This window comes from Micromonospora radicis (assembly GCF_003583405.1).
In the GTDB taxonomy this organism is placed as follows: domain Bacteria; phylum Actinomycetota; class Actinomycetes; order Mycobacteriales; family Micromonosporaceae; genus Micromonospora; species Micromonospora radicis.
The window spans coordinates 127,572-152,204 of sequence record NZ_QXEC01000015.1 but is presented as its reverse complement, the minus strand read 5'-3'; the positions used below and the strand labels follow the sequence as shown (position 1 = coordinate 152,204).

Here is a 24,633-nt window from a genome sequence, read left to right as displayed (position 1 = left end):
TCGGATTCTGCGATCTCGGCGGCAGGCAAGGGCTACTCGCCCAGGTCGAGGGCCGCACCAGCAAAGCGGTGACCGACTGGCTCACCGCGCGTCCGACCGCGTGGCGTGAGCAGGTCCAGGCCGTCGCGATCGACATGTGCACCGTGTTCAAGGCCGCGATCCGCCAGGCACTGCCGCACGCGTTGCTGGTCGTGGACCACTTCCACGTCGTGCAGCTGGCCAACCGGGCCGTCACCGAGGTCCGCCGCCGCATGACCGTCACGCACCGCGGCCGGCGAGGCCGGGCCACCGACCCGGAATGGCAGCAACGCAACCGGCCGACCAAGTCCGCAGCCCGGATGCGTGCCGAACACATCGACCGGCTGACCGACACCCTCAGCAACCTGCCGACAAAGATCGGCACACCGATCCTGACCGCCTGGAACGCCAAAGAAGACCTCCTCGACCTGCTCGCGCTGGCCCGCACCCGCCCGGACCGGGAAACCACCGCCCGGCTACCGCACCGCTTCTACACCCGCTGCGCCAACTCTGACCTGCCCGAACTGCATCGCCTCGCGACCACGATCGAGACCTGGTGGCCGGAAATCCTGGCATTCCTGCACACCGGCATCACCAACGCAGGCTCCGAAGGCACCAACCGCGTCATCAAAACCGTCGCCCGCGACGCCTACGGATTCCGTAACCCAGAGAACCAACGACTCCGCACCCACACCGCGACCACCCGCCGCCACCGCGAACACCTCAACCCCGCTTAACTTCGAAGAGCCGCTATCCAGGAGGAGGCAGAGGTCTTGGCAGCATCTCGGCCGAGCCGTCCGTTCGTCGATGACCCGGCGGTGCGCTGCCGCCATCGATCACTTCTGGTGCACATCTGAGAAGATCGGCACCGGCTATCCGCGTGACACGGAGTGACCGGCCGCGTCAGCGGCGTGCTGGGCGTAGGGCGTACCAGGCGGCGCCGAGGGCGAGGACGCCGAAGCCGGCGAGCACGGTCGACAGCGGCAGGTTGACCGCGAGCACCAGGCAGCCGACCAGCCCTGCCACGGCGAGCGCCTGCACCGGCAGCTTGCGGGCCGGGTTCCGGCCGAGGGTCAACGCCGCCGCGTTGGTGATCGCGTAGTAGACCAGCACGGTGACGCTGGAGAAGCCGATCGCGCCGCGCACGTCGGCCAGCATGACCACCAGGATCACCACGGCTGCCACGGCCAACTCGGCGCGGTGCGGCACCCGGTGTACGGGGTGCACGGCGGCCAGGGGGGCGGGCAGGTCATGCCGGCGGGCCATGGCCAGGGTGGTGCGGCCGACCCCGGCCACCAGGGAGAGCAGCACGCCGGTCACCGCGACGGTGGCTCCGGCGCGGACAACCCAGGCCAGGCCGGGCAGCCCGGCGGCGGTCACCACGTCGGCCAGTGGTGCGGCCGAGGCGGCGAGCCGGGTCGGGCCGAGCACCCCGAGGGTGATCACGGCCACCACCAGGTAGATGATCAGCACCAGCCCGAGGGCCAGTGGCACCGCGCGGGGGATGGTGCTTTCGGGTTCGCGTACCTCCTCGCCGAGGGTGGCGATCCGCGCGTACCCGGCGAAGGCGAAGAAGAGCAGGCCGGCGGCGGTGAGGATGCCCCGGGCGGAGCCGCCGGGGGCGTCGATCCGGTCGATCGATACGTCGGTCGCGCCGGCCACCGCGACCAGGGCCAGCACCGCCAACACGATCAGCACCAGGAGCCGGGTGGCGGTGGCGGTCTTGCCGATGCCGCGCAGGTTCACGCCGGTCACCACGAGGACGGCGGCGACGGCGACGAGCCGGGCCTGCCCCGGCCAGAGGTACGCCCCGATGGTCAGCGCCATCGCCGCGCAGCTGGCCGTCTTGCCGACCACGAAGCCCCAGCCGGCGACGAAGCCGGCGAACGGGCCGAGGCGTTCCCGGCCGTACACGTAGGTGCCGCCCGACTCGGGGTAGCGGGCCGCGAGCCGGGCCGAACTGGTCGCGTTGCAGAACGCGATGAAGCCGGCCAGCGCCAGCGCCAGCAGCAGGCCGACGCCGCCGGCCGCCGCCGTTGCGGGGGCGAACACCACGAAGACGCCCGCGCCGAGCATCGACCCCAGACCGATGACCACGGCATCGGGTACGCCCAACCGGCGGGCCAGCTGATCCACAGCCGCAGCCTAGACAGGCTTGGTGAACGGCCGGTCCCAACGCCGGAACCGGGCCGGCAGTGGCAGCGTGTCCCAGGGCACCCGGTGCAGCAGCCGGTCCAGCAGCAGTCCCAGCAGCAGCCCGGCCACCGAGTCGCTGAGCCAGTGCCACCCCAGGTAGGTGGTGGTGCACAGGACCACGGCCGGCGGCACGATCCGGATCGCCAGCACCACCCGGCGCGGCAGGGTGCGGCCGAGGCTGGCCAGCAGGGGCGCGAGCAGCAGCGCGATGACGCCGTACCAGACGATCGCGTTGGCCACGTGCCCGGACGGGTACGACTGGGCGAACCGTACCGGCAGGTCGTCCTGGAACAGCGGGAGGGTCTGCTCGGGCGGCAGGAATGGTTCCTTGACGCTGGCGCTCGGCGCCGGCCGGGCGGTCCACACCTTCAACGGGCCGATGGTGAGGTAGGTCAGCACGAAGGCGGCGACCGGGACGAACAGCGGGCGCACCGAGCGCAGCCGGATCGCCAGCAGCAGTCCCAGACCGGCGGCGATCAGGGTCAGCGGGGTGCCCTGACCGAGGTAGTTGAGGATGACCGCGATCCACCGGGCGACGGTGGGCCGGTGCGTGTCGGCCCAGTCGGCCACCGCCCGGTCGATCCCGAAGAACCAGCCGGCGGCGAGCGCCACGGTCAGCCCGACGAGGGCGGCCAGCAGCAGCGCGTCGAACCACCAGCCGGCCGGGCGGACCGGCGCCAGCCGCGCCTTCCGGCGTACCGTCGGGGTTTCTCGCACCCGATCACGCTACCGGCCCGGCGCGGTGGCCGGGTTCGCGCGGTGCGGGGCGACTGTGGGCCGAGCCACGCGGGGAAGCGTTCCGGCGGGGAAAGCGTCAGACTTGACGCCGTGCGGATCACTTCGGCCCTCGTAGACCCGGCGCTGCTCGACCTGCCCTGGTCGACACCGCTGGAGCAGTGGCCCGCGGAACACCTGGTGGCGTTGCCGCAGGGCATCTCCCGGCACATCGTGCGGTTCGTCCGCCTCGGCGGGTACGTCTACGCGGTCAAGGAGACCGGCGAGCGGGTCGCCGAGCGGGAGTACGACCTGCTGCGCGCCCTGGAGCGGATCGACTTCCCGTCGGTGCAGGCGGTGGCGATCGTCGCCGACCGGGAGTCGGAGGCCGGTGAGCCCCTCGACCCGGTGTTGATCACCCGGCACCTCCAGTTCTCCCTGCCGTACCGGGCGTTGTTCTCCCACACGCTGCGGCCGGAGACCATGGGCCGGTTGCTGGACGCGCTGGCCGCGCTGCTGGTCCGGATGCACCTGACCGGCTTCTTCTGGGGCGACTGCTCGCTGTCGAACACGCTGTTCCGGCGGGACGCGGGCGCGTTCGCCGCGTACCTGGTCGACGCCGAGACCGGGGCGTTGCGTACCGCCCTCTCCAACGGTCAGCGCGGCGAGGACCTGGAGATCGCCCGGGTCAACATCTTCGGTGAGGCGCTCGACCTGCAGGCCGCCGGGCTGCTGCACGACTCCATTGACCCGGAGGTGGTCTGCGAGGAGGTCGTGCAGCGCTACGAGCGGCTGTGGCACGAGATCACCTACGAGCAGCAGGTCGAGCGGGAGGCCCGGCACGACATCGAGGGTCGGATCCGCCGGCTCAACGAGATGGGCTTCGACGTGGCCGAGGTGGCCATGTCGACAATCGACAACGGGCGTTACCTGATCCGGCCGAAGGTGGTCGACGCCGGCTACCACCACCGGCGGCTGCTCCGGCTGACCGGGTTGGATGCCGAGGAGAACCAGGCCCGCAAGCTGCTCAACGACCTCGACGCGTACCGGGCGGAGAGCGACCTGACCGACGAGCAGCAGGCCGCCCACCGCTGGTTGACCGAGGTGTTCGAGCCGGTGGTCCGGGCGGTCCCCGCGCACCTGCGGCGCAAGCTGGAGCCGCAGGAGCTGTTCGCCCAGATCATCGAGCACAAGTGGCTGCTCTCCGAGCGGGCCGGCCGGGACGTCGGGATGCGCCACGCGGTGCAGTCGTTCCTCACCGACGAACTGGTGCACCGCCCGGACGAACAGGCCGTCCTCGGGGTGGAGATCCCGGCGCCCCGCTGACCGGTCGCCGGCTCACTCGACCCAGGCGCCCGCGCGCATCACCCGGACCACCTTGAGGTCATCGTCGAGCACCACCAGGTCGGCGCGCAGGCCGGCCTGGAGGGCGCCGACGTGGTCACCGAGACCGACGGCGAGGGCCGGGGTGGTGGTCACCATCCGTACCGCGTCAGGCAGCGGGATGCCGGCCGCCACCGCCTGCCGCAGCGCCGCGTCCATGGTGAGGGTGCTGCCGGCGATGGCGCCGTCACCGGTCAGCCGGGCCACTCCGTCGGTGACGGTCACGGCCTGGCCACCCAGCTCGTACTCGCCGTCGGGCATCCCGGCTGCGGCCATCGCGTCGGTGATCAGGGCGCAGCGTTCCGGGCCGGCGGTCGAGGTGGCGAAGGTGAGCGTGCCCTGGTGCAGGTGCACCCCGTCGGCGACCAGTTCGCAGACCACGTTCGGCGCGCTGAGCAGCGCCACCACCGGCCCCGGCTCGCGGTGGTGCACCGGCCGCATGCCGTTGAAGACGTGGGTGCCGACGCTCGCGCCGGCCGCGATGGCGGCCCGGGTCTGCTCGTACGTGGCGTCGGTGTGACCGACGGCGGCCACCACACCGTGCCCGGTGAGCAGCTCGATGGCGGCGAGTGCACCGGGACGCTCGGGGGCGAGGGTGACCATCCGTACCGCGCCGTCACCGAGTTTGATCAGCTCGGTGAGTTCGTCGGTGGACGGGTCACGGAGGAACTCGGGGTTCTGCGCGCCGCACCGGGCGGCCGACAGGTACGGCCCCTCGAAGTGGATGCCCGCGAGCACCCCCTCGTTGACCAGCGGCGCGAACGCCGTGGTGGCCGTACGCATCAGCTCGAACGGCGCGCTGACCAGGCTGGCGACCAGGCTGGTGGTGCCGTGGCGCAGGTGGAAGTCGGCGGCGGCGCGGGCGGAGTCGGCGTCGCCGGTGGTGAAGGTGTGCCCGCCTCCGCCGTGCGTGTGGATGTCCACGAAGCCGGGCAGGATCCAGTGCCCGTCGCGTACCGACGGGTACTCGGCGACCGCGCTGATCTGGTCGCCTCTGACCTCGACACAGCCCTGTCGGATCACCCCGCTCGGGGTCACCACCTTGCCGTTCACCCGTACGGTCATGTCGTCTCCAACTGGTCGAGGGCGAGCAGGGCAGCGCCGAGGCAGCCCGCCTCGTCGCCGAGGGCGGCCGGAACCAGCCGCGGCTCCCGATGGAAGGTCAGCCGGTCCCGTAGGGCCGACCGCAGCGGGTCGAACAGGCCGGCGCCGGCCTGGGCGAGACCGCCGCCCAGGACGATGGTCTCCACGTCGAAGAGGGCCTGGCCGGTGGCGAGGCCGTCGGCTAGTGCCGCCACGGCCTCCCGCCAGACCTGGCTGGCGAGCGGCTCACCGGCCGCCGCCCGGGCCGCCACCTCGGCGGCGGTGACCGTCGCCCGGCCCCGGCCGGTCGGGGCGGATTCGTGGCCGGCGTCGGCTTCGGCGGGGCCGGCGGCGAGTCGGGTGTAGCGGCGGGCGATGGCCGAGGCGGAGGCGATCGCCTCCAGGCAGCCCGGTCGCCCGCAGCCGCAGACCGGACCGCCTGCGCGGACCAGTATGTGTCCCAGTTCCCCGGCCGCGCCGTGCGCGCCGGTGGCGGCCGATCCGGCGACCACGTGCGCGGCGGCGATGCCGGTGCCGATCGCCACGAAGAGGACGTGGCCGGCGTCGCGTCCGGCGCCGAGGCGGGCCTCGGCGAGGCCGCCGGCCCGCACGTCGTGGCCGAGCGCCGTGGGCAGGCCGAGCCGGGCCGAGGCCAGCTCCCGCAGCGGTACGTCCCGGAAGCCGACGTTCGCCGACCAGACCGCGACGCCCCGGGCCTCGTCCACGACACCCGGCACCACGATGCCGAGCGCGGTCGGGGTCAGCCCGTCGGCGCGCGCCTTGCCGGCCAATCCGTCGGCCACCGCCAGGATCGTCCCGATCACCGCCTCGGCCCCGCGTCCGGCGTCGGTGGGATGCCGTTCGGCGTGCAACACGGTGCCGTCGGGCCGGATCAGCGCACACTTCATCCCGGTGCCGCCCACGTCCAGCGCGACGACGACGTCGTCCACCCTCACGTGAGCACCACGGACCGGCTCAGGTGCCGGGGTGCGTCCGGGTCGAGGCCACGGCTGGTGGCCAGGGCGACGGCGAAGCGCTGCGCCAGGATCAGGTCGGCCATCGGGTCGACCGGGGTACGCCCGGCGGCCCACCGGCCCAGCACGGTGCGCACGCCGTGGGTGCGGCTGTGCGCGAAGGCCGCGCCGGTGGCGGCGACGTCCTCGGGTAGCCCGTCGGGCAGCTCGCCGAAGGCCCAGACCAGCCGCCCCGGGGCGGCCACCGAGATCGGGCCGTGCCGGTAGTCCATGGCCGGGTACGCCTCGGCCCAGAAGGTCGCCGCCTCGCGGCACTTGAGCGCGGCCTCCTGGGCCAGCCCGATGGTCCAACCCCGACCGAGGAAGGTGACCTGCTCGATCAGGCCCGGGTCGATCGGCAGCGGGGCCCGGACGGCGACCTCGGCGTCGGCGACCAGCGCGGTGATGTTGTCGCCGAGTTGCGCGCGGAGCAGGGCCAGCGCGGTGGTGGCGAAGCGGGTCTGCACCACCGAACGTTCGTCGGCGAACGGCATGGTGACGGCGGCGTTCGCGACGCTGACCGCCGGTGAGGTGGGGTCGCCGACCAACACCGTGGTCGGGGTCCGCCCGCGCACCGCGGTGAGCAGGTCGAGGACCTCGGTGGTGGTGCCGGAGCGGGTGATCGCCAGCAGCCGGTCGTAGCGGCGTCCGGCCGGGAACTCGCTGGCCTGGAAGGCGTCCGTCTCGCCCTGTCCGGCGGCCTCCCGGCGGGCCGCGTACGCCGTGGCCATGAACCACGACGTGCCGCAACCGACGACGGCGACCCGCTCACCGGGGTGGGGGAGGCGGTCGAGCACGGTCGGGGCGAGGTCCGCCGCCTGGCGCCAGCAGTCCGGCTGACTTGCGATCTCCGCGTGGACGTACGCCATGAGAACTCCTCGCAGGCGGCTGCGCAATACGGCTCGTTAGACCCGTCTTTCGAGCGTCATTCTGCGTGAAACCTGGTGGTAATCGCAACTGGGGGCGAGATTGCGCAGCCTGAGGTTTTGCCTCATCGCAGTTTCGAGCACTAGTGTGCACGCAACCAATCACGGTTCGTGCAGACACGGAGGCCCCGGGGTGGACCGCTACGCGAGATGGAACGCCCTGCTCGAGATGCTCACCGACTCCGGTCGGGTCACCGTCGAGGAGGCCGCCGAACGCCTGGACGTGTCCCAGGCGACCATCCGGCGGGACTTCGACCAGCTCGCCCAGCAGCAGATGATCACCCGTACCCGGGGTGGTGCGGTCGCCAACGGGGTCTCGTACGACCTGCCGCTGCGCTACAAGACGGCCAAGCACTCGGCCGAGAAGCAGCGGATCGGCGCCGCCGCCGCGGCGCTGGTCTCGCCGGGCACCGTGGTCGGGCTCAACGGCGGCACCACCAGTACCGAGGTGGCGCGGGCGCTGGCCGTCCGGCCGGACCTCAACACCAACGCCGAGGGCGCCCAGCTGACCGTGGTCACCAACGCCCTCAACATCGCCAACGAGCTGCTGGTCCGCTCCCGGATGAAGGTCGTGGTTGCCGGCGGGGTGGTCCGGCCGAAGTCGTTCGAGCTGGTCGGGCCGTTGGGCGGGGCGCTGCTGCGCGAGGTGACCCTGGACGTGGCGCTGCTCGGCGTGGACGCGATCGACCCCCAGCTCGGCGCTGCCGCCCACCACGAGGGTGAGGCGGCGATGAACAACCTGATGGTGGCCCGCGCCAAGCGCGTCGTGATCATTGCCGATTCGTCCAAACTGGGTGGTCATGCCTTCGCCCGGATCTGCCCGGTCGAGCGGGTCGAGACGCTGGTCACCGACTCGGGTGCCGCGCCTGCGCTGGTCGACGCCTTCCGCGCCGCCGGCGTCCACGTCGTCTGCGCCTGAGCTGCGAGGAGGGCCCCCGGTCGACGCGCCCCCGGTGAGCGCGGCCCTCGTCCGACAAGCGCCTTCGGCGTGTTCGGGCAGGGCCTTCGGCGTGCTCGCCAAAGGGCCCTCGGCGTGGCGATGCATACCGGGTATTGCGGTGACTTGTATACCGAGTATGGTGTCGGTCGTCACCCACACCAACGGGGGAGGTGCAGCTTGCCAGCTGTCCTGGAAATCGAAGGTCTACGAAAGACGTACCGCAGTCGACGGCGCGGTACCCGCAACGCCCTGGACGGCTTCGACATGTGGGTCGAGGCGGGACAGGTACACGGCTTCCTCGGCCCGAACGGGTCGGGGAAGACGACCACGCTGCGTACGCTGCTCGGCCTGATCCGGCCCGACGGCGGCCGGATGAGCATCCTCGGCCATCCGGTGCCCACGGCGTTGCCGCAGGTCGCCGGGCAGGTCGGCGCCATCGTGGAGAGCCCGCAGTTCTTCCCGTACTTCAGCGCCCGCGACACCCTGTCGTTGTTGGCCGGTGCCGGTGAGGTGCCCGAGCAGCGGATCGACGAGGTGCTGGAGCTGGTCGGGCTGCGCGAGCGCGCCGGCGAGCGGGTGAAGACGTACTCGCTCGGCATGAAGCAGCGGCTCGCGGTCGCCTCGGCGCTGCTGAAGAACCCGCGGTTGCTGATCCTCGACGAGCCGGCCAACGGACTCGACCCGGGTGGCATCCGGGAGATGCGCACCCTGATGCGCAACCTCGCCGAATCCGGCATGACCGTGGTGCTGTCCAGCCACATCCTCGGCGAGATCCAACTGATCTGCGACTCGGTCACCATCATCTCGCTGGGCCGGCGGGTCGCCTTCGGCCCGGTCGACGAGGTGCTCGCGCAGCACTCCTCCGGGGCCGTACGGGTCCGGCTGGAAGCGGTCACCGACCTGCCGCTGGCCGCCACCGCGCTGACCCGCGCCGGGGTACGGGTCACCACCAACCCGGACCACCTGATGCTGGCCGGGGTGGACAAGCCCGCCACGGTCACCCGGATCCTGGCCGAGCAGGGCCTCTACCTGAGCGAACTCGCACCCATCGCGGTCGACCTGGAGAGCGTCTTCCTCGAACTGACCAACACCGCGCCGGTACCCGGCCAGCACCGGCAGGTCGACCAGTCCGTACGAGTCGATGGGCCGGCGCCGTCCGCGCCCACCGGGGGAGGTTGGGGCGCGTGAGTCTCTTCCGTACCGAACTGCGCCGGCTGGGCAAGCGGCGCTTCACCCGCTGGACGACGGCGGCGGGTCTGCTGGTGCTACTGCTCATCGTGGCGGGCCTCTTCGTCAGCAACCAGAAGATCGGCCCGGAGCAGCGGGCCGAGGCGCGGCGGGCCGCCGACGGCCACTACCGGGACCAGGTCCGCTGGGTCGAGCAGGAACGGGCCGACTGCGAGCGGGCCAAGGCGGCGGGCGAACAAGTCGACTACTACCCGGTCGACTGCGCCGAGATCACCCCACCCGCGCGGGAGGCGATCGAGGACCAGTGGTTCCTGCCGTCGACCTTCGACTTCCGCGACGGCGCCGACGGCATGATGATTCCGCTGGCCGGCATCCTCGCCCTGATCGGCTTCGTGGTCGGCGCGTCCTTCGTCGGTGCCGAGTGGAGCACCGGCGGGATGATGAACCTGCTGCTCTGGCGCCCGAGACGGCTCACCGTACTGCTGACCAAGCTGGCCGCGGTGCTGACCGGCCTGCTCGCCCTGGCCGTGCCCGCCACCGCGCTCTGGTTCGGCAGTCTCTGGCTGATCGCCACCTTCCGCGGCAGCACCGAGCGGGTCACCTCCGGGGTCTGGCAGTCGTTGCTGCTCACCGGGGTACGCGGCATGGTGCTGGCGCTGGTGGCGGCGACGCTGGGCTTCGCCCTGGCCTCGCTGGGGCGGCGCACCGCGACGGCGCTCGGCGGAGTGATCGCGGTGATGGTGGTCGGCCAGATCGGGATCGGCATCCTGCTGGACGCGGCCCAGGTCCGGTTCGCCGAGGCGTGGTTGCTGCCCACCTACGCGTACACCTGGATGGCCAAGTCGATCAAGCTGGAGGACTGGCGGTCCTGTAGCGCCAGCTACACCGGGGAGTGCAACCCGACCACCCTCGAACTCACCTGGCAGCACTCGTCGGCGCTGTTCACGGCGGCGATCGTGCTCTGCCTCGGCGCGGCGCTCTGGGCGATGCGGCGGCGGGACATCGCCTGACCGGCCCGACGGGCGCGAGCGGCCGACCGCTCGCGCCCGTTCGTGCCGGGCCGCTCCCGCTGCCGCGCTGGTGACCTGCGGTTAGGCTGGTGGCCCGGTTGGCGTCGCCGGCCGGCCCCGGGAGGAGCCCCATGCAGCCGGCCGACGCCACCCCGACCGCCCACACCGGATCGGACGCCGGCACGGTGCCGCCGCCCAGGTCCGCCCCCGAGGTGGAATCGGCACCGACCCGCCGCTACCGACCCGCGGGCGGTGCGCCGGACGATCGCGTACCGGGCACCCCCGCGCAACGCGGCGCGCCCGCGCCGGGCGACGCACCCGGGCCGGCGGTGCCCGCGTCCGCGGACGACGAGAACGGCGGCGAGGCCGAACCCGGCGAAGCGGCATCCGGTGCCACGCCGACCGACCCGGCCGCCGCCCTCGGTGAGCGGGACCGGGAGATCCTCGCGTTCGAGCGGCAGTGGTGGCGGCACGCCGGGGCGAAGGAACAGGCCATCCGCGACCGCTTCGGCCTCTCCGCAACCCGGTACTACCAGCTTCTGAACGCGCTGCTGGACAATCCGGCCGCGCTCGCCGTCGATCCGGTACTGGTCGGCCGGCTGCGGCGGCTGCGCGCGTCGAGGACCCGCAACCGACGCCGGTGACCGCCCGCGTGAATGTCGGCTCTCCGGGCGGGTAGCCGGGCGGCGGGGGTGACGACGATGACCGGAGACCGCCGGGCGGAGGCGTGCACGGGCCGCAGACTACGTCGGGCGGTGCTGTTGACCGACGGGGCCTCCGCCGCCGTGGCGGAGTTCGGGCTGTTCGACTGGGCGGGCCTGCTCGACGTGGTGACCGCCGAGGGTCCGGATGGGCTGATCGATCGGGTACGGGCCGCCGAGCGGGACCATCCCGACCGGCGGCGCCGGCCCAAGGCGGCCGACGACGCCTCGGCCGTCTACTGCGAGTTCACCCGGCGAGACGACAGCGGAGCGTGAGGACGAACCCCACCTGGTCCGACCGGCCGGTCCCGTCCACCAGATGTCCGGGTGGCCGCCAACCGGGTGGACTTCCGCTGCGCAGCGCGGAAGACTGCGGCACGTGACGGGTACGGTCCGGTTGGAGCCGGTGAGCGAGCAGAACCTCGAACCGTTGCTCTCCGTAGCGGCTGCCGAGGCAGAGCCGGCGGAGGTGATGCCGCCGGTGGCCGCGCCGGCCGGGTGGTCGCACGCCCGCCGGGAGGCGTTCCGCGACTTCCACCGGGCAAGCTTCGGTGGCCTCGACGGCCCGGCGCGCACCCAGATGTACGTCATCGTGGCCGGTGGCGAGGTGGTCGGAATGATCCGGATGACCCGCAGCGGTCAGCCGGACACCGTGGAGACCGGCATGTGGCTCGGCCAGTCGGCTCGGGGCCAGGGGCTCGGCGCGACCGCGCTGCGCGAGCTGCTCGACCGGGCGGCGGCGGCCGGGATGCGTAGCGTGGTGGCGGAGACGACCCCGGACAACCGGGGCGCCCTCTCCGTTCTTCGTAGCTGCGGTGCCGAACTACGCGAGATCGACGGCAGGGTGCGCGCAGAGATCTGCCTCGACGCGCCACCTCGCCGCTGAGCTCAGCTGCGCTGCTCCGCGTACGCGGCCAGCCAGGCCACCTGGGCCGGGTCCAGGGACGGGCGGACCCGGGCGCGGGCCGTCTCGACGTGCCCGGCGGTGACCGTGGCGGCGGTCATCGACTCGCGCATCGCGGCCAGTGCGGCCTCCCGGACCAACGCCGCGCAGTCGGCGGCCGAGAAGCCGGCCAACTCCTCGCCGAGCGCGCCGAGATCGACGTCCTCGGCGAGCGGCACGTTGCGCGCGGCGGCGCGCAGGATCGCCGCCCGTGCCTCGGCGTCCGGCGGCGGCACGTAGACCAGCCGCTCCAACCGCCCTGGGCGCAGCAGCGCCGGATCGACCAGGTCGGGACGGTTCGTCGCGCCCACCACCACTACGTTGCGCAACGCCTCCACCCCGTCCAGCTCGGTGAGCAGCGCGGCGACGACCCGGTCGGTGGTGCCGCCGTCGGTGGCCTGGCCGCGTACCGGCGCGAGGGCGTCCATCTCGTCCAGGAAGACCAGCGTCGGCGCGGCCTCCCGAGCCCGCCGGAACAGCTCCCGTACCGCGCGCTCGCTCTCGCCGACCCACTTCGACAGCAGCTCCGCACCCTTGACCGAGAGCACGTTGGCCCGGCCGGAGCCGGCCAGCGCGGTGACCAGGTAGGTCTTGCCGCAGCCCGGCGGACCGTAGAGCAGCACCCCACGCGGCGGCTGCACGCCGAGGCGGGCGAACGTGTCCGGGTAGGTCAACGGCCAGAGCACCGACTCGGTCAGCGTCTGCTTGACCTCCACCAGGTCACCGACGTCGTCGAGGGTCACCCGGGCCAGTTCGAGGGTGGAGGCGGCCATGCTGGTGGGCCGGACCACCTCCAGGGCGGCGGTGAAGTCGTCCATCCGTACCGTCGGGTTCTCCGCCGTCTTCTGCCGCAGCGCCGCGCGTACCCCGGCCTCGCGGACCAGCGCGGCCAGGTCGGCGGCGACGAAACCGGGGGTACGCCCGGCGACCTCGTCCAGCCGTACGTCGTCGGCGAGGGGAACCGGGCGGGTCAGCACGGCCAGCTGTTCCCGGCGCAGCGCCGCGTCGGGCAGCGGTACGTCGATCCGCAGCGAGAGCAGATCCGGGGCGCGCAGTGCCGGGTCGACGGCCTCCGGACGGCTGGTGGTGCAGACCACCGCCGCACCGGACCGGACGATCTCGGCGAGGCACTGCCGGAACACGGTCGCCACCGGCCCCGGGGTGTCCGCCGGGGCCAGCGCCTCGACGTCGGAGACCAGCAGCACCGCCGGCCCGCCGGTGACCACCTCGGCGGTCGCCGCCCGTAGCCGGGCCGCGGCCGAGGAGTTGCTCAGCGCCGCGACCTCGGGCGCCCAGAGCAGCCGTACCCGGGCGCCGACCTGGGCGGCCACCGCGCGGACCAGCGCCGACTTGCCCGATCCGGCCGGGCCGCCGACCAGGACCCCGAGTGCGACCGTGGTGCCCAGCCGGCCCAGCACCTCACGGTGGTGGAAGCCGAGGTCGAGCAGCTCGGTCAGCTCCTCGGCCTGGGACCGCAGACCGGGCAGCTCGTCCACGGACGGGACATGTTCGGCCAGGTCGGCCCCGCCGCTGCCGGCGGTCGACCCCTCGGCCCGACCCGGCCCGACCCCGCTGGCCAGCCCACCACCGTCGATCGGGTCGGCCGTGCCGCCACCGGCAGCCGTGTCGCCGGCACCCGCCCCGGCCAGGGCGGCGGGTCGCCTGGCCACCGGTCCGGCGGCGCCGCGGGTGGCGGCGCCGTGCTGCCAACCGACGACGGTGTCCATGGTGACCAGTGCGCCCGGCCCGGGTTCGGCAGCGAGCACCCGCAGCAGGGTGCTGGTCCAGGCGTAGCCGACCCGGGTGGCGAGACTCGCCCGGGCCGCCTCGATCAGGCCGCGCGTCGCGGCGTCCGGCAGGACGTCCTGCGGTAGCAGCGAGACGTCGTCGCCGGTGGTGAGTACCTTGCCGAGCAGCGCCAGCCGGAGCATCTCCGGGGAGACCACCGCGACGACCTCCGTCGGCCCGGTGAGCAGTACCTCGGTGGCCGGGGTGACCGCCGCGGCGCTGACCCGGACCTGCCCGCCGTCGCGCACCCCGAGGTTGCCCAGCGTCAGGTCGTCGGCCTGCAACAGCCCGACGCCCGTGGCCGACTCGGCCACGGCGACGATGCCGGCGGTCTCCCGCCGGCCGGTCAGCCGGACCGGGTCGCCCGGCCGCAGGGCGAGCGCGGTGAGCGCCTCGGGGTGCAGCCGGACGATGCCCCGCCGGGCGTCCAGCGCGGCCGGCCGCAGGCTCGCGGTCAAGGTCAGCTCGGGTTCACCCATCGCCCGACCCTAGACGGCCGGGTCATCCCCCGTCCGGTCGGCCCGTCGGCTGCTCCCCGGCGAGCAGGGACGGGTCACGGCGGATCAACTCGGCCAACCGGGCCGCCGGGTCGGGGTTCAGGCCGTCCGGGCCGGCGGACCAGCCGGGGACGGTGTTCGTGGACAACGGCCAGGCCGGTGGCGAGGTGACCGGCTGCCCGGTCACCACCACCTCCGAACCGACCCAGGCCACCCGCAGGTCGTACGCCTGCCCGTCGTGGTCGATCCGGGCGGTGACCGCGCTACCCGGATGCGCCGCCACAGCCGCCTGTAACGCCTCGGCGACATCGGCCAGCACGTGCCGTGGCGCTGCCTCGTGGGCCGGTTCGCCGCCGGCCCAACCGGTGCCGGCGGCGCGGCCGTCGGTCTGGTCACCGCCGGCCGCCGGTGCCGGCGGACCGGGCTCGTCGCCGGTCGTGCCGGCCGGTTCGCCGGACCGTCTGCGCAGCGCCTCCTCGCGTCGGCGCATCCGGGCCAGGGTCTCGTCCAGGTCGCCTCTCATCCGCCTCACCCCTTCCCACGAGTGGGGCCGAGCCGGTCGGCTCAGCCCCGCTTGTCCCGGGTGGCCCGGTCCAGGGCCCGGTCCAGGACGACCAGCAGGGCGTCCCGCACCGAGAGTCGGTCCCGGGCGTCGAACTGCACCAGAGGTACATGTTCGCCGATCGCCAGGGCCCACCGGATCGCACCGAGGTCGTGTACCAGTTGCCCGTCGAAGGCGTTCACCCCGACCACGAAGGGCAGTCCGGCTCGTTCGAAGAAGTCGATCGCCGGATAGCAGTCGTCCAGTCGCCCGCTGTCGACCACGACCAGCGCGCCGAGCGCACCCCGGGCCAGGTCGTCCCACATGAAGCCGAAGCGGGCCTGGCCCGGCGTGCCGAACAGGTACAGCTTCAGGCTGCGGTCGATGGTGACGCAGCCGAAGTCCATCGCCACGGTGGTGGTGGTCTTCTCGGAGCGCTGCCCCGGATCGTCGACACCGATCCCGGCGATCGTCATCTCCGCCTCGGTGGTCAGCGGGTCGATCTCCGAGATCGACGCCACCGTGGTCGTCTTGCCGACCCCGAAGCCGCCCGCGATCAGGATCTTGACCGGGATCGGTGGCGCGCTGCGCGGTGCCGTGCCGGCCGCACTGTGCCGGCCAGTCGGCGGCTGGTACGGCGGCGGCGCCGGCCGGGGCGGCGGGGGTGTCGCCCGCCCCACCGGCGGCGGGGTCGGTGGGGGACCGCCGTAGCGGCCCGTGGCGCTGTTGGCGGCGAGCGCGCCCTGCGGGGCGACCGGCCAGTCAGGAGATTGCACGGAGTCCATCAATCACTCGCAGGATGACATCGGGATCGAGGGCGTCGTCGACGTCGTGGACGTGGACGTCCAGATAACCGGCGGCGCGTAGGTCACCCACCAGGACCCGGGTGACGCCGAACTGCAGCCGGGTCTTGGCGGAGATCTCGGCGACCGAGATCGGTTCGCCGCAGAGCGCCACGATCGCCTGTAGCTCCGGCGTCAGCCGGGTCGCCGTGAGGTGCCACGGTTCGCTGGTGGCTCGGGCCGTCACCTGGGTCTCCAGGCCGATCGTCGGGTCGGCGCCGGCCACCCGGCCGGCGGTGAGTACGAACGGACGCAGGCCGGTCGGCCCGACCTCCTCCGGTTCGGGCCCGACCGCCGCCGGTGCGCCCGCGGCCTCGGCGCCCGGGGCTGGCTCGCGCAGGTAGGGCCGGATCCGGACCACCGGATCCTGGTCCGCACCGGCGGCGTCGGGGTTCACTGCTGTACGGAGTTCTTGAGTTCGGCGATCAGGCGCGGGGTGAGTGCACTACCGGCCCGACCGGCGAACAGGGTCATCTCGTAGGCCACGGTGCCCAGGTTGGCGGACCGGTCGGCCACCACGCCGAGCACCGAGCCGCTGCTGATCGCGCTGATCAACAGGTAGCCCTCGGCCATGTCCACCACGACCCGGTTCAGCCCGCCGAGCGCGTACCAACTGGCCGCGCCGCCAGCCAGGCTGGTCATGCCGGAGACGACGGCGGCGAGCCGCTCCGCGTTGGACCGGTCCTTGATCGCGGACATGGCCATCAACAGCCCGTCCGACGACACGGCGATCGCCTCCAGCACTCCGGCGGTGCCGGACGTGAACGTGTCCAGCAACCAGTTGAAGGTCCGGGCCTCGGGGCTGAGGTCGCCGGCCGGGTGGCTCTGGTGGTCGAGGTTCTCGTGAACGTGCGGGCTGGTCAATGTGGCGTTCCTTCTTCGTCGCTGCGGTCGGGACGGACATCGCGCAGAGCCCGGGCGACGCCGGTCTCGAACGCGTTGATGAGATCGCGGACCTCGGCCGGGTCGCCGGGGTGTTGGGTGATCGGTGGTCGGTTCGGTGTGCTGACCAGGTTCGCGCCCGGCACCCGCCGGGTCAGCTGTGCCGGGGTACCGGAGGGTGCCGGTGGGACCGGTTCGGGAAGGCGCTCGCCCCGGCTCTGTTCCGCCCGGCGTACCCCTGACTCGAACTGCTCGACCAGCGTCCGGGCGGCCATCGGGTCGGCGCTGGTGGCGTCCACCGGGCCGACCCGGGGCGCGCTGCGCGGCAGGCTGGCGCCGGGCACCCGCTGACGGATCCCGGGCAGCGGCGAGGTCGGATCCGCCGCCGGTGCGGCCGGCGGCGGTGCCGGCCCCGGGTCGGCCGGGTTCGCCGTCTCGACGGCACCGGCCACGGTCGCGAAGGCGTCCCAGGTCTCGGCGAGTTCGATGCTCTCCGTGGCCCGGGTGAGCAACCGCTGGTCGAACCCGCCCGGACCGACGGTGGTCGTCGATCGCGCCGCGCCGGCCACGGTCGGCGGCCGGTCCGTGGCCTCCGGCGGGGTCGCCGGGACGGGCTGGCGGGCCGGCAGAGCGGCCCGGGCCACCACCGCACCGGCGCGGGTACCGGCCGGTTCGGGCGCCCCGATCACCAACGACGACCGGGGGATCACCACGACCGCGGAGATCCCGCCGCCGGGGGTGGCGGTCAACGAGACCATCCAGCCGTGGCGGCGGGCCAGTCGACCCACCACGAAGAGCCCGAGTACCTCGGTGGGGGCGAGGTCCAGCCGCTCCCGTCGGGTGAGCCGGGCGTTCTCGTCGGCCAGCCGGGCCTCGGTCATGCCGATCCCGTGGTCCACCACGGTCAGCCGGGCCCCGTCGTCGGTCAGTTCGGCACCGACCACCACACGGGTGTGCGGCGGGGAGAAGACCGTCGCGTTCTCCATCAGCTCGGCCAGCGCCAACACCAGGTCACCGACGATCGCCGGGGCGGCCGCGACCTCGGCCGGAACCTGTACGTCGACCCGGGTGTAGTCCTCGATCTCGCCGAGGGCCAGTCGGACCACGTCGGCCAGCGGGACCGGCGCGACGTGCGCGACGTCACCGGTGGCGCCGGAGAGCACCACCAGGTTGCCCGCGTTGCGCCGCAACCGGCTGGAGATGTGGTCGAGCCGGTACAGGCTCTCCAACCGTCCCGGCTCGGTCTCCTGCTGTTCCAACCGGTCGATCAGCGCGATCTGTCGACCGACCAGGTTCTGCGTACGCCGACCGACGTGGCCGAACATCTGGGCCACGTTGCGCCGGCTCGCGACCTGCCGTTCGACCAGCCGGGCCGCGGTGCTCTGCACCCGTTCGAAGGCCCGGGCCAGGTCGCCGATCTCGTCCCGGGCCCGGATGTCGACCCGGTCGAGGCGGATCGGCTGGGCGTTGTCCGCCTCGTCGTCGGCCACCCGGACCAGCTCGGACTCGGCGACCCGGGCGACCCGGTCGGCGGAGCGGGTGAGCCGGGTCAGCGGCCCGGTCACCGTCCGACCGATCGCCAGGGCGAGCAGTACGACGACCACCAGCATCGCCAGCACCAGGGCGGTCACCCAGTACGCCGCGAACAGGGCCGCCTCGCGTTCCGCGCGTACCTCGGCGGTGACGTCGGCGACCAGCTTCTTCTCCACGAACTGACCCAGGGTGATCAGTGAGGAGATGGTCGGGAACAACGCCTCGATGGGCGTGTCCGAGACCGCGGCCACGGGATTCAGCGCGCTCTGTTCGAGGAAGCCCTGGCCGGTACGGGCGTCCAGGGCGGCCTGCTCGATGTCCAACAGGGCCAGCTGCTCGGGGGTGATCAGGCCGAGCACCTGGTTGCTCTCCGCTTGAAGGGTGGCCATGTTGGCCACGAACGCGGTGGCGACCTGAGGGTTCGGGTTCGCGGCGAGCAGCACGATCAGGGCGGCGCCAGAGCTGAGGCCCTCGCTCTTGCGCAGGATCCGGTCCAGCGCCAGCACCTGTCGACCGGCGGGGGTCCGGGTGTCCACGTCGTACGGCAGCCGCAGCGAATCGATCAGGGCCAGGTGCACCGGCCCGTAGCCGCCGATGACCTGCTGCGGATCGGCCCGCCCGGCCAGTGTCGCGGTGCGTACCTCGGCCAGTTGTCGGACCCCGTCGAGCGCGGTGCTCACCTCGGCCGGCAACTCGTCGCCGAACTCGATGCGCAGGTCGACGATCCGGTCGTCCACCTCCGCGATCTCCTGGACCAGCGCGCTGCGTTCGACCTGCCCGAGCAGCAGTCCGATGGCGAGCATCCGTTCGCGCTGGAGGTGCTGGAGCAGGGTGCCGACCCGGCTGGTGACCCGGACCATCTCCTCGGTGTCACCGGCCCGCTGCGCCACGCCGACCCGCTCCCAGACCACCGGGAGGGTCAGCCCGAGCACGCCGAGCAGCGGGACGAGCACCAGCAGGGCGAGTTTGCCCCGGATCCGGAGCCTACCGAGCAGCATCGAACGGCCTCCACGGCTGCGGTTCGCGGCCGGGCCCCCCGGCGGGCTGCAGGGCGGGTGCCGGCGCGTTGTCGGGGGCGGTCCACCGGTTACCGGTGCTGCCGCCGGTGGGCCGGTCCGAACCGACCGGCGTGGTGCCGACGCTGGGCGCGTCGACGGCAGCGGCGGTGTCCCGCGGGCGAGACATCCAGTTGATCACCGCGAGGCCGACCAGAAGCAGGGTGGCGACGCCTGCCGCGCCGAGGATCAGCCGGGTGTCCCGGTTCATCTGGTCGATCCGTTCGGTGAGCAGCCGGTCGATCTCGTCGAGCAGTACCGGCTGGAGCTGCTTGGCGGCCTCCTGCGCCTGGCCGCGCGCCCCCGCGAGCCGGCCCGCGTCCACCGTGCCCGTCTGGCCTGGCAGGGAGAACAGGGCCATCGCCTCGATCGCGCGCTGGTAGGCGTCGAAGTGGGTGAGCACGTTCGCGCCCAGCTCGGCGCTCTCCGAGCTGTCGACCACCGAGCGAAGGTTGTTGACCAGGTCGTTGGCGGGTTGCAGCGCGGCGGTCCGGAGGGTGGCCAGTTCACTGAGGGAGCGGATCTGCTCGGTGTCGGGCCGCCGGCCGACCAGCACGGCCAGGTCGGTGAGGCGACCGGCGGCGATCATCGCCTCCGGCATCTCCTCCCCGACGCCGTCCTGGAGGAAGTAGGAGTCGGCGCCGGAGTCGCGGATCAGTCCGGAACTCTCCCGGACCTTCCCGTGCAGGGCCAGCAGCAGGTCGGTCACCTCGCCGTAGGCGGCGAAGGCGGCCTCCGGGTCGGTGAGCGACCGCTCGGGCAGCGCCTCCAGCTTCGCCCGGAGCCCGGCCCATCGTTCGTTGGTACGCAGCTCGCCGCCGATCCGGGCGTCGACCTCGGCGGCCCGCTCCACCGCCTGTTCCAGGGTCTGTCGGGGCAGGGCGCGCCGGCTGACCGCGGCGCTCTGCGCGTCGACCAGTGCCTCGGTCACCGGGCCGAGGGCGCGCAGGTACTCGACGCCCAACCGTTCCCGCTCGACGACCTCCCGGTCGTCGTCGACGAACCGGTAGGCCTGTACGGCGAGGAACGCCACCGGCAGTAGCAGTGCGGTGGCGAGTAGCAGCGGCAACAGGCGGCCCGGTGTCCGGGGCCGACGACGGGCCCGCGAAGCGGGAACGGCCATGGTTGTCTCCTCCGGCGTGACGCAGGGGTCGGGAAACGGCGTCGACGAGCCGGTCCCGTGCGCCGGACCGGAAACTAATCGAACGTGGTTGGTGCGGTACCGGTCTGTCGGGTCGGCTTTGCGTCACTTCGCGGGATGTGACTCAGCCCTGTCTGGATCATCACCGTGGGTGTCGTTGTCGGAGGGGATTAGGCGTGCTTGAGAGCGGATTCCGGTAGAAGGCAAGAATTTCCATCATCCGAAGTCGTTTCAAAGGTTCGCCGGATAGACGATGTGCGGATGACCTCGCCGGGATGACGATCGGCCGAACAGAACGGACGTACGGCGGATCTCAGGTAACGCTCAGGTTCCGGGCCGTACCGTGTGGCGAATGAGATCGCCGTTCTCGGCCGCGCGGTTGCGCCGTGCCCTGCCCACCGGCCGCCGGGCCGTCGCCGCGTCGGTGGCCGTCGCCCTGCTGGCGGCGCTCGTGGTCTGGGCCTTCTGGCCGGACCGGCCGGGGTTCCGCACCGAGTCCGCGATGCTCACCGTCCAGTCCGGTCCGGGCGGGAACGAGCCGGTCGACCTGGACACCACGCTGTACCTGCCGCGCGCCGCCGCCGACCGGCAGGTGCCGGCGGTGCTGCTCGCCCACGGCTTCGGTGGCACCAAGAACTCGGTCCGTGGCGACGCCGAGGAGTTCGCCGACCGAGGGTACGCGGTGCTGACCTGGACCGCCCGCGGCTTCGGGCGCAGCGGGGGGCAGATCCACCTGGACAGCCCCGACCACGAGGTACGCGACGCACAGCGGCTGCTGGACTGGTTGGCCGACCGCCCCGAGATCCGTACCGACGCGCCGGGCGACCCGCGGGTGGGCGTGGTCGGCGGCTCCTACGGCGGCGCCCTGGCCCTGCTGCTGGCCGCCCAGGACCAGCGGGTCGACGCGATCGTCCCGATGATCACCTGGAACGACCTGTCGCGTTCCTTCCTGCCGGAGAGCACCGGCGGTGAGCCGACCGCGGGGGTGTTCAAGTCCGGTTGGGCCGGCATCTTCTTCGGCGGTGGCGGCGCCGCCGGCTCGGGTCCGACCGGGATCTCCGGTAGCACCGCCGAGGCACCCGAAGGCGCACCCGCCCCCGGCCCGCCCAGCCCGGCACCCGGACAGGGGCCCGGCACCGCCCCGGGCGCCCCGACCGCCGCAGCCCTGCCGGATCCGGCCTGCGGCCGGTTCGCGCCCGACGTCTGCGCGGCGTACCTGCGCATCGCCGCCACCGGCCAGGCCGACCAGGCCGCCGTCGACCTGCTGCGGCGGTCCAGCCCGGCCGGCGTACTGGACCGGATCGAGGCGCCCACACTGCTGGTGCAGGGCGCCGCCGACACGCTCTTCCCGCTCGGCGAGGCCGACGCCAACGCGCAGGGCATCGCCGCGAACGGCACGCCGGTGCGGGTCGCCTGGTTCACCGGCGGCCACGACGGCGGGGCCGGTCCGCGCAGCGACTCCGACCGGGTGAAGTTCCTGACCGTGCAGTGGCTCGACCACTACGTCGCGCAGACCGCGCCGGAACCCGGCGACACCTTCACCTTCTCCCGGATCGCCGGCTTCGACGCGATGGACCGTGGGCTGGTGGCCACCGGCTACCGCACCGCGGACTACCCCGGTCTGGGTGGACAGTCCCGCGCGGAGGTGAGGGTGTCCGGCCCGGCGCAGCCGGTGGCGAACCCGCCGGCCGGCAACCCGGCGGCGATCTCCTCCGTACCGTTCGCCGGTTCGCTGAGTTCGCTGCTCAGCGGCGTCGCCGGTGACATACCCGGGCAGCACGCCCGGTTCGAGTCGGAGCCGCTGACCGAGGCGGTCGACATCGTCGGGTCACCCACCGTGCAGATCCGGGCGGCGTCGGCCACCGGTACGGCGGTCCTCTTCGCCAAGCTCTACGACGTCGACCAGGAGGGGGCGGCGACCCTGCCCAGCGGCCTGATCGCCCCGGTCCGGTTGACCGGGCTGCCGGCGAGCCTCGACGCCGCCCAGCCGGTCACCGTCACCCTGCCGGCGATCGTGCACCGGGTCGAGGCGGGCCACCGGCTCCGGCTGGTCGTCGCCACCTCGGACCAGGCGTACAGCACGCCGATCGAGCCGGCCGTCCACACGGTGGCGCTCGGCGACGCGCCGCTGAGCCTGCCCACGGTCGACAGCGACCCGATTCCGACCGAGGCGGTCCTCTGGCGCTGGATCCTGGCCGGTCTGCTCGCCACGATCGTGCTCGGGCTCGTCGTGGTGGTGGCCGTCGTGCGCCTGCGGCACCGTCGCCAGGACACCTCGGTCCATCCCGAGTACGCGGACACCCCGTTGGCGGTGCGCCGGCTGCGCAAGGAGTACGCCGACGGCTTCGTCGCGGTCTCCGAGGTGGACTTCGAGGTGCACCCCGGCCAGGTGGTCGGCCTGCTCGGGCCGAACGGCGCCGGTAAGACCACCACCCTGCGGGTGTTGATGGGGCTGACCCAGCCGACCGCCGGTGAGATCTACGTCTTCGGGCACCGGCTGGTACCCGGTTCGCCCGTGCTGTCGCGGATCGGTGCGCTGGTCGAGGGCCCCGGCTTCCTGCCGCACCTGTCCGGCCTGGAGAACCTCAGGGCGTACTGGCAGGCGACCGGCCGACCGGCCGCGGACGCGCACTTCGAGCAGGCGCTGGAGATCGCCGGGCTCGGCTCGTCGGTGCACCGGAAGGTACGCAAGTACAGCCACGGCATGCGGCAGCGGCTGGCCATCGCCCAGGCCATGCTCGGCCTGCCCGAGCTGCTGGTGCTCGACGAACCCACCGACGGGCTGGACCCGCCGCAGATCGCCGAGATGCGCCGGGTGCTACAGCGGTACGCCACCGACGGTCGGGCGGTGCTGGTCTCCAGCCACCTGCTCGCCGAGGTGGAGCAGACCTGTACCCACGCCGTGGTGGTCAACAAGGGCCGGATCGTGGCCTCCGGCCCGGTCGAGGACATCGTGGGCGACTCGCCCAGCGTGCTGTTCGAGGTCGGCGACCCGGACGCGGCCCGGGCCGTGCTGACCGGCCTCGGCGGCGTACGGGTGCTCGACGACGACGACGGACACCTGGTGGTCGACACCAACGGCACCGCCCGCAGCGAGGTGGTGGCCGAGCTGGTCCGGGCCGGCATCGCAGTGGACCGGGTGGTGCCGCGGCGCCGCCTGGAGGACGCCTTCCTCGCCCTGGTGGGCGAGAACTCTCGGGGAAGCGGGGACCGGTGATGTCGGAATCGACTGTCGAGCCGACTCGGCGTACGACCGACGTCGCGCCCTCCGGCGCGGCCGCCGGCTACCGGCCGGCCCGGACGCTGCCGTTCGCCGCGGAGTTCCGCCGGCAGGCGTCGCGGCGGCGTACCCAGCTGGCGCTCGGCTTCATGGTGCTGCTGCCGTTGATCATCCTGATCGCCTTCCAGTTCGACACCGGGGACGACGACAACGGCCGGGGCGAGTTCGGCAGCCTGGTCTCCTTCGCCACCTCCGGCGGGCTGAACTTCACCCTGTTCACCATCTTCGTGTCGGCGTCGTTCCTGCTGGTCGTGGTGGTGGCACTGTTCTGCGGCGACACGGTGGCCAGCGAGGCGAGCTGGGGCAGCCTGCGGTACCTGCTGGCGATCCCGGTGCCCCGGGCCCGGCTGCTCGCGGTGAAGCTGCTGGTCGCGCTCACCTACTCGGCGTTGGCGTTGGTGCTGCTCGCCGGCACGGCCCTGCTGATCGGCACCCTCCGGTACGGCTGGTCACCGTTGCGCAGCACGGTGGCCGCGCAGTTGGAACCGGGCGAGGGGCTGCTGCGGTTGCTGGCGGTGCTCGGCTACCTGGCCGTGGTCCTGCTGGTCGTCGCCGGCCTGGCGTTCCTGCTCTCGGTGATCACGGACGCGGCGCTGGGCGCGGTGGGCGGCGCGGTGCTGCTCTGGATCCTGTCCAGCATCCTCGACCAGATCACCGCGCTCGGTGCGATCCGGTCGTTCCTGCCGACCCACTTCAGCAACGCCTGGCTCGGGCTGCTCTCCACGCCGGTGCAGACCGACGACATCGTCCGCGGCGCAGTCTCCGCGATCTGTTACGCCACGCTCTTCTGGGGGCTCGCCTTCTGGCGCTTCACCCGCAAGGACGTCGTCTCCTAGCGACCACCCGCCCCGCGAGATCCTGGTACGAAACGGCCCATCGACGGGCGGCTTCGTACCAGGATCTCGTTTCGGGTCGGTAGAGTGAGGCATGGGAGCGTTCCCACAGGGAGAGATTGCATC

Annotated in this window: 22 protein-coding genes; 10 read left to right on the top strand and 12 right to left on the bottom strand. The window is 73.0% G+C overall.

The genetic code is table 11. The annotated features are described in order from the left end of the window. The coding region (locus tag D2L64_RS17125) for a transposase (protein ID WP_147376251.1) at positions 1-755 on the top strand (755 nt) is incomplete at its 5' end. A 166-nt stretch (positions 756-921) separates the two neighbouring features. Here the strand turns inward: D2L64_RS17125 and D2L64_RS17120 are convergent. Both D2L64_RS17120 and D2L64_RS17115 read right to left on the bottom strand, forming a co-directional pair. After that, a complete protein-coding gene (locus D2L64_RS17120; RefSeq protein ID WP_119577719.1) occupies positions 922-2,154 on the bottom strand; it encodes an APC family permease in 1,233 nt (410 codons plus the stop codon). Positions 2,155-2,163: 9 nt separating this feature from the next. Continuing rightward, positions 2,164-2,931 carry a phosphatase PAP2 family protein gene (locus D2L64_RS17115; RefSeq protein ID WP_119577717.1) on the bottom strand — a complete coding sequence of 256 codons (768 nt, stop codon included), beginning with the start codon at positions 2,929-2,931 and terminating at the stop codon, positions 2,164-2,166. A gap of 111 nt (positions 2,932-3,042) precedes the next feature. Here D2L64_RS17115 and D2L64_RS17110 point away from each other — a divergent pair, with 111 nt between their 5' ends. Continuing rightward, the gene (locus tag D2L64_RS17110) at positions 3,043-4,254 is read left to right on the top strand and encodes a DUF4032 domain-containing protein (RefSeq protein ID WP_119577715.1); all 1,212 of its coding nucleotides are present in this window, start codon (positions 3,043-3,045) and stop codon (positions 4,252-4,254) included. Between the two features lie 12 nt (positions 4,255-4,266). On the opposite strand, the gene nagA is transcribed toward D2L64_RS17110, so the two are convergent. Genes nagA through D2L64_RS17095 form a run of 3 tightly spaced genes read right to left on the bottom strand, consistent with a single transcriptional unit; the run spans position 4,267 to position 7,276 of the window. Beyond that, on the bottom strand, positions 4,267-5,376 hold the full coding sequence (nagA, locus tag D2L64_RS17105; protein ID WP_119577713.1) for an N-acetylglucosamine-6-phosphate deacetylase: 1,110 nt from the start codon (positions 5,374-5,376) through the stop codon (positions 4,267-4,269). Next, positions 5,373-6,302: an ROK family protein gene (locus tag D2L64_RS17100; protein ID WP_233559000.1), complete on the bottom strand. Its 930-nt coding sequence runs from the start codon at positions 6,300-6,302 to the stop codon at positions 5,373-5,375. The genes nagA and D2L64_RS17100 overlap by 4 nt, the downstream gene beginning before the upstream one ends. 44 nt (positions 6,303-6,346) lie before the next feature. Further along, the gene (locus D2L64_RS17095) at positions 6,347-7,276 is read right to left on the bottom strand and encodes an SIS domain-containing protein (RefSeq protein ID WP_119577709.1); all 930 of its coding nucleotides are present in this window, start codon (positions 7,274-7,276) and stop codon (positions 6,347-6,349) included. Between the two features lie 190 nt (positions 7,277-7,466). Here D2L64_RS17095 and D2L64_RS17090 point away from each other — a divergent pair, with 190 nt between their 5' ends. The 6 genes from D2L64_RS17090 to D2L64_RS17065 all read left to right on the top strand — a co-directional run bounded on the left by D2L64_RS17090 (position 7,467) and on the right by D2L64_RS17065 (position 12,058). Then, positions 7,467-8,252: a DeoR/GlpR family DNA-binding transcription regulator gene (locus D2L64_RS17090; protein ID WP_119577707.1), complete on the top strand. Its 786-nt coding sequence runs from the start codon at positions 7,467-7,469 to the stop codon at positions 8,250-8,252. 285 nt (positions 8,253-8,537) lie between these two features. After that, on the top strand, positions 8,538-9,461 hold the full coding sequence (locus D2L64_RS17085; protein WP_199714586.1) for an ABC transporter ATP-binding protein: 924 nt from the start codon (positions 8,538-8,540) through the stop codon (positions 9,459-9,461). Further along, complete coding sequence (locus D2L64_RS17080; protein ID WP_119577703.1) at positions 9,458-10,471, top strand: ABC transporter permease subunit; 1,014 nt, start codon at positions 9,458-9,460, stop codon at positions 10,469-10,471. Before D2L64_RS17085 ends, D2L64_RS17080 begins: the two co-directional genes overlap by 4 nt. A 131-nt stretch (positions 10,472-10,602) precedes the next feature. Further along, entirely contained in the window at positions 10,603-11,115 is a 513-nt protein-coding gene (locus tag D2L64_RS17075) for a DUF3263 domain-containing protein (RefSeq protein ID WP_119577701.1), read from the top strand. Between the two features lie 57 nt (positions 11,116-11,172). Beyond that, the gene (locus D2L64_RS17070) at positions 11,173-11,448 is read left to right on the top strand and encodes a hypothetical protein (RefSeq protein ID WP_233558996.1); all 276 of its coding nucleotides are present in this window, start codon (positions 11,173-11,175) and stop codon (positions 11,446-11,448) included. Positions 11,449-11,551: 103 nt separating this feature from the next. Continuing rightward, positions 11,552-12,058: a GNAT family N-acetyltransferase gene (locus tag D2L64_RS17065; RefSeq protein ID WP_119577699.1), complete on the top strand. Its 507-nt coding sequence runs from the start codon at positions 11,552-11,554 to the stop codon at positions 12,056-12,058. A gap of 2 nt (positions 12,059-12,060) precedes the next feature. Here D2L64_RS17065 and D2L64_RS17060 read toward each other — a convergent pair whose 3' ends face one another. The 7 genes from D2L64_RS17060 to D2L64_RS17030 are packed head-to-tail and all read right to left on the bottom strand — an operon-like array spanning position 12,061 to position 20,376. Next, complete coding sequence (locus D2L64_RS17060; protein ID WP_119577697.1) at positions 12,061-14,382, bottom strand: AAA family ATPase; 2,322 nt, start codon at positions 14,380-14,382, stop codon at positions 12,061-12,063. A gap of 22 nt (positions 14,383-14,404) precedes the next feature. Continuing rightward, positions 14,405-14,923, bottom strand: coding sequence for a hypothetical protein (locus D2L64_RS17055; RefSeq protein WP_119577695.1), 519 nt, complete (start codon positions 14,921-14,923; stop codon positions 14,405-14,407). 41 nt (positions 14,924-14,964) lie between these two features. After that, the gene (locus D2L64_RS17050) at positions 14,965-15,726 is read right to left on the bottom strand and encodes a GTP-binding protein (RefSeq protein WP_199714581.1); all 762 of its coding nucleotides are present in this window, start codon (positions 15,724-15,726) and stop codon (positions 14,965-14,967) included. Continuing rightward, positions 15,704-16,180 carry a DUF742 domain-containing protein gene (locus D2L64_RS17045; protein WP_119577693.1) on the bottom strand — a complete coding sequence of 159 codons (477 nt, stop codon included), beginning with the start codon at positions 16,178-16,180 and terminating at the stop codon, positions 15,704-15,706. The genes D2L64_RS17050 and D2L64_RS17045 overlap by 23 nt, the downstream gene beginning before the upstream one ends. After that, positions 16,177-16,647 (bottom strand): roadblock/LC7 domain-containing protein, encoded by a 471-nt coding sequence (locus D2L64_RS17040; protein WP_119577691.1) that lies wholly within the window; start codon positions 16,645-16,647, stop codon positions 16,177-16,179. Before D2L64_RS17040 ends, D2L64_RS17045 begins: the two co-directional genes overlap by 4 nt. Further along, positions 16,644-19,196, bottom strand: a complete 2,553-nt coding sequence (locus D2L64_RS17035) for a sensor histidine kinase (RefSeq protein WP_119577689.1) — start codon at positions 19,194-19,196, stop codon at positions 16,644-16,646. Before D2L64_RS17035 ends, D2L64_RS17040 begins: the two co-directional genes overlap by 4 nt. Then, positions 19,183-20,376 carry a hypothetical protein gene (locus D2L64_RS17030; RefSeq protein ID WP_119577688.1) on the bottom strand — a complete coding sequence of 398 codons (1,194 nt, stop codon included), beginning with the start codon at positions 20,374-20,376 and terminating at the stop codon, positions 19,183-19,185. The genes D2L64_RS17035 and D2L64_RS17030 overlap by 14 nt, the downstream gene beginning before the upstream one ends. A gap of 370 nt (positions 20,377-20,746) precedes the next feature. On the opposite strand from D2L64_RS17030, the gene D2L64_RS17025 reads away from it, so the two are divergent. Both D2L64_RS17025 and D2L64_RS17020 read left to right on the top strand, forming a co-directional pair. Beyond that, positions 20,747-23,611 carry an alpha/beta fold hydrolase gene (locus D2L64_RS17025; protein WP_119577686.1) on the top strand — a complete coding sequence of 955 codons (2,865 nt, stop codon included), beginning with the start codon at positions 20,747-20,749 and terminating at the stop codon, positions 23,609-23,611. Continuing rightward, positions 23,611-24,510, top strand: coding sequence for an ABC transporter permease (locus D2L64_RS17020; RefSeq protein WP_119577684.1), 900 nt, complete (start codon positions 23,611-23,613; stop codon positions 24,508-24,510). Before D2L64_RS17025 ends, D2L64_RS17020 begins: the two co-directional genes overlap by 1 nt. Positions 24,511-24,633 lie beyond the last annotated feature (123 nt).

Excerpts from the sequence above, each read along its gene's own strand:
- nagA (WP_119577713.1), bottom strand. The coding sequence starts at position 5,376 with ATGACCGTACGGGTGAACGGCAAGGTGGTGACCCCGAGCGGGGTGATC.
- D2L64_RS17100 (WP_233559000.1), bottom strand. The coding sequence starts at position 6,302 with ATGAAGTGTGCGCTGATCCGGCCCGACGGCACCGTGTTGCACGCCGAA.
- D2L64_RS17095 (WP_119577709.1), bottom strand. The coding sequence starts at position 7,276 with ATGGCGTACGTCCACGCGGAGATCGCAAGTCAGCCGGACTGCTGGCGC.
- D2L64_RS17085 (WP_199714586.1), top strand. The coding sequence starts at position 8,538 with ATGTGGGTCGAGGCGGGACAGGTACACGGCTTCCTCGGCCCGAACGGG.
- D2L64_RS17075 (WP_119577701.1), top strand. The coding sequence starts at position 10,603 with ATGCAGCCGGCCGACGCCACCCCGACCGCCCACACCGGATCGGACGCC.
- D2L64_RS17070 (WP_233558996.1), top strand. The coding sequence starts at position 11,173 with ATGACCGGAGACCGCCGGGCGGAGGCGTGCACGGGCCGCAGACTACGT.
- D2L64_RS17060 (WP_119577697.1), bottom strand. The coding sequence starts at position 14,382 with ATGGGTGAACCCGAGCTGACCTTGACCGCGAGCCTGCGGCCGGCCGCG.
- D2L64_RS17055 (WP_119577695.1), bottom strand. The coding sequence starts at position 14,923 with ATGAGAGGCGACCTGGACGAGACCCTGGCCCGGATGCGCCGACGCGAG.
- D2L64_RS17050 (WP_199714581.1), bottom strand. The coding sequence starts at position 15,726 with ATGGACTCCGTGCAATCTCCTGACTGGCCGGTCGCCCCGCAGGGCGCG.
- D2L64_RS17035 (WP_119577689.1), bottom strand. The coding sequence starts at position 19,196 with ATGCTGCTCGGTAGGCTCCGGATCCGGGGCAAACTCGCCCTGCTGGTG.
- D2L64_RS17030 (WP_119577688.1), bottom strand. The coding sequence starts at position 20,376 with ATGGCCGTTCCCGCTTCGCGGGCCCGTCGTCGGCCCCGGACACCGGGC.
- D2L64_RS17025 (WP_119577686.1), top strand. The coding sequence starts at position 20,747 with ATGAGATCGCCGTTCTCGGCCGCGCGGTTGCGCCGTGCCCTGCCCACC.
- D2L64_RS17020 (WP_119577684.1), top strand. The coding sequence starts at position 23,611 with ATGTCGGAATCGACTGTCGAGCCGACTCGGCGTACGACCGACGTCGCG.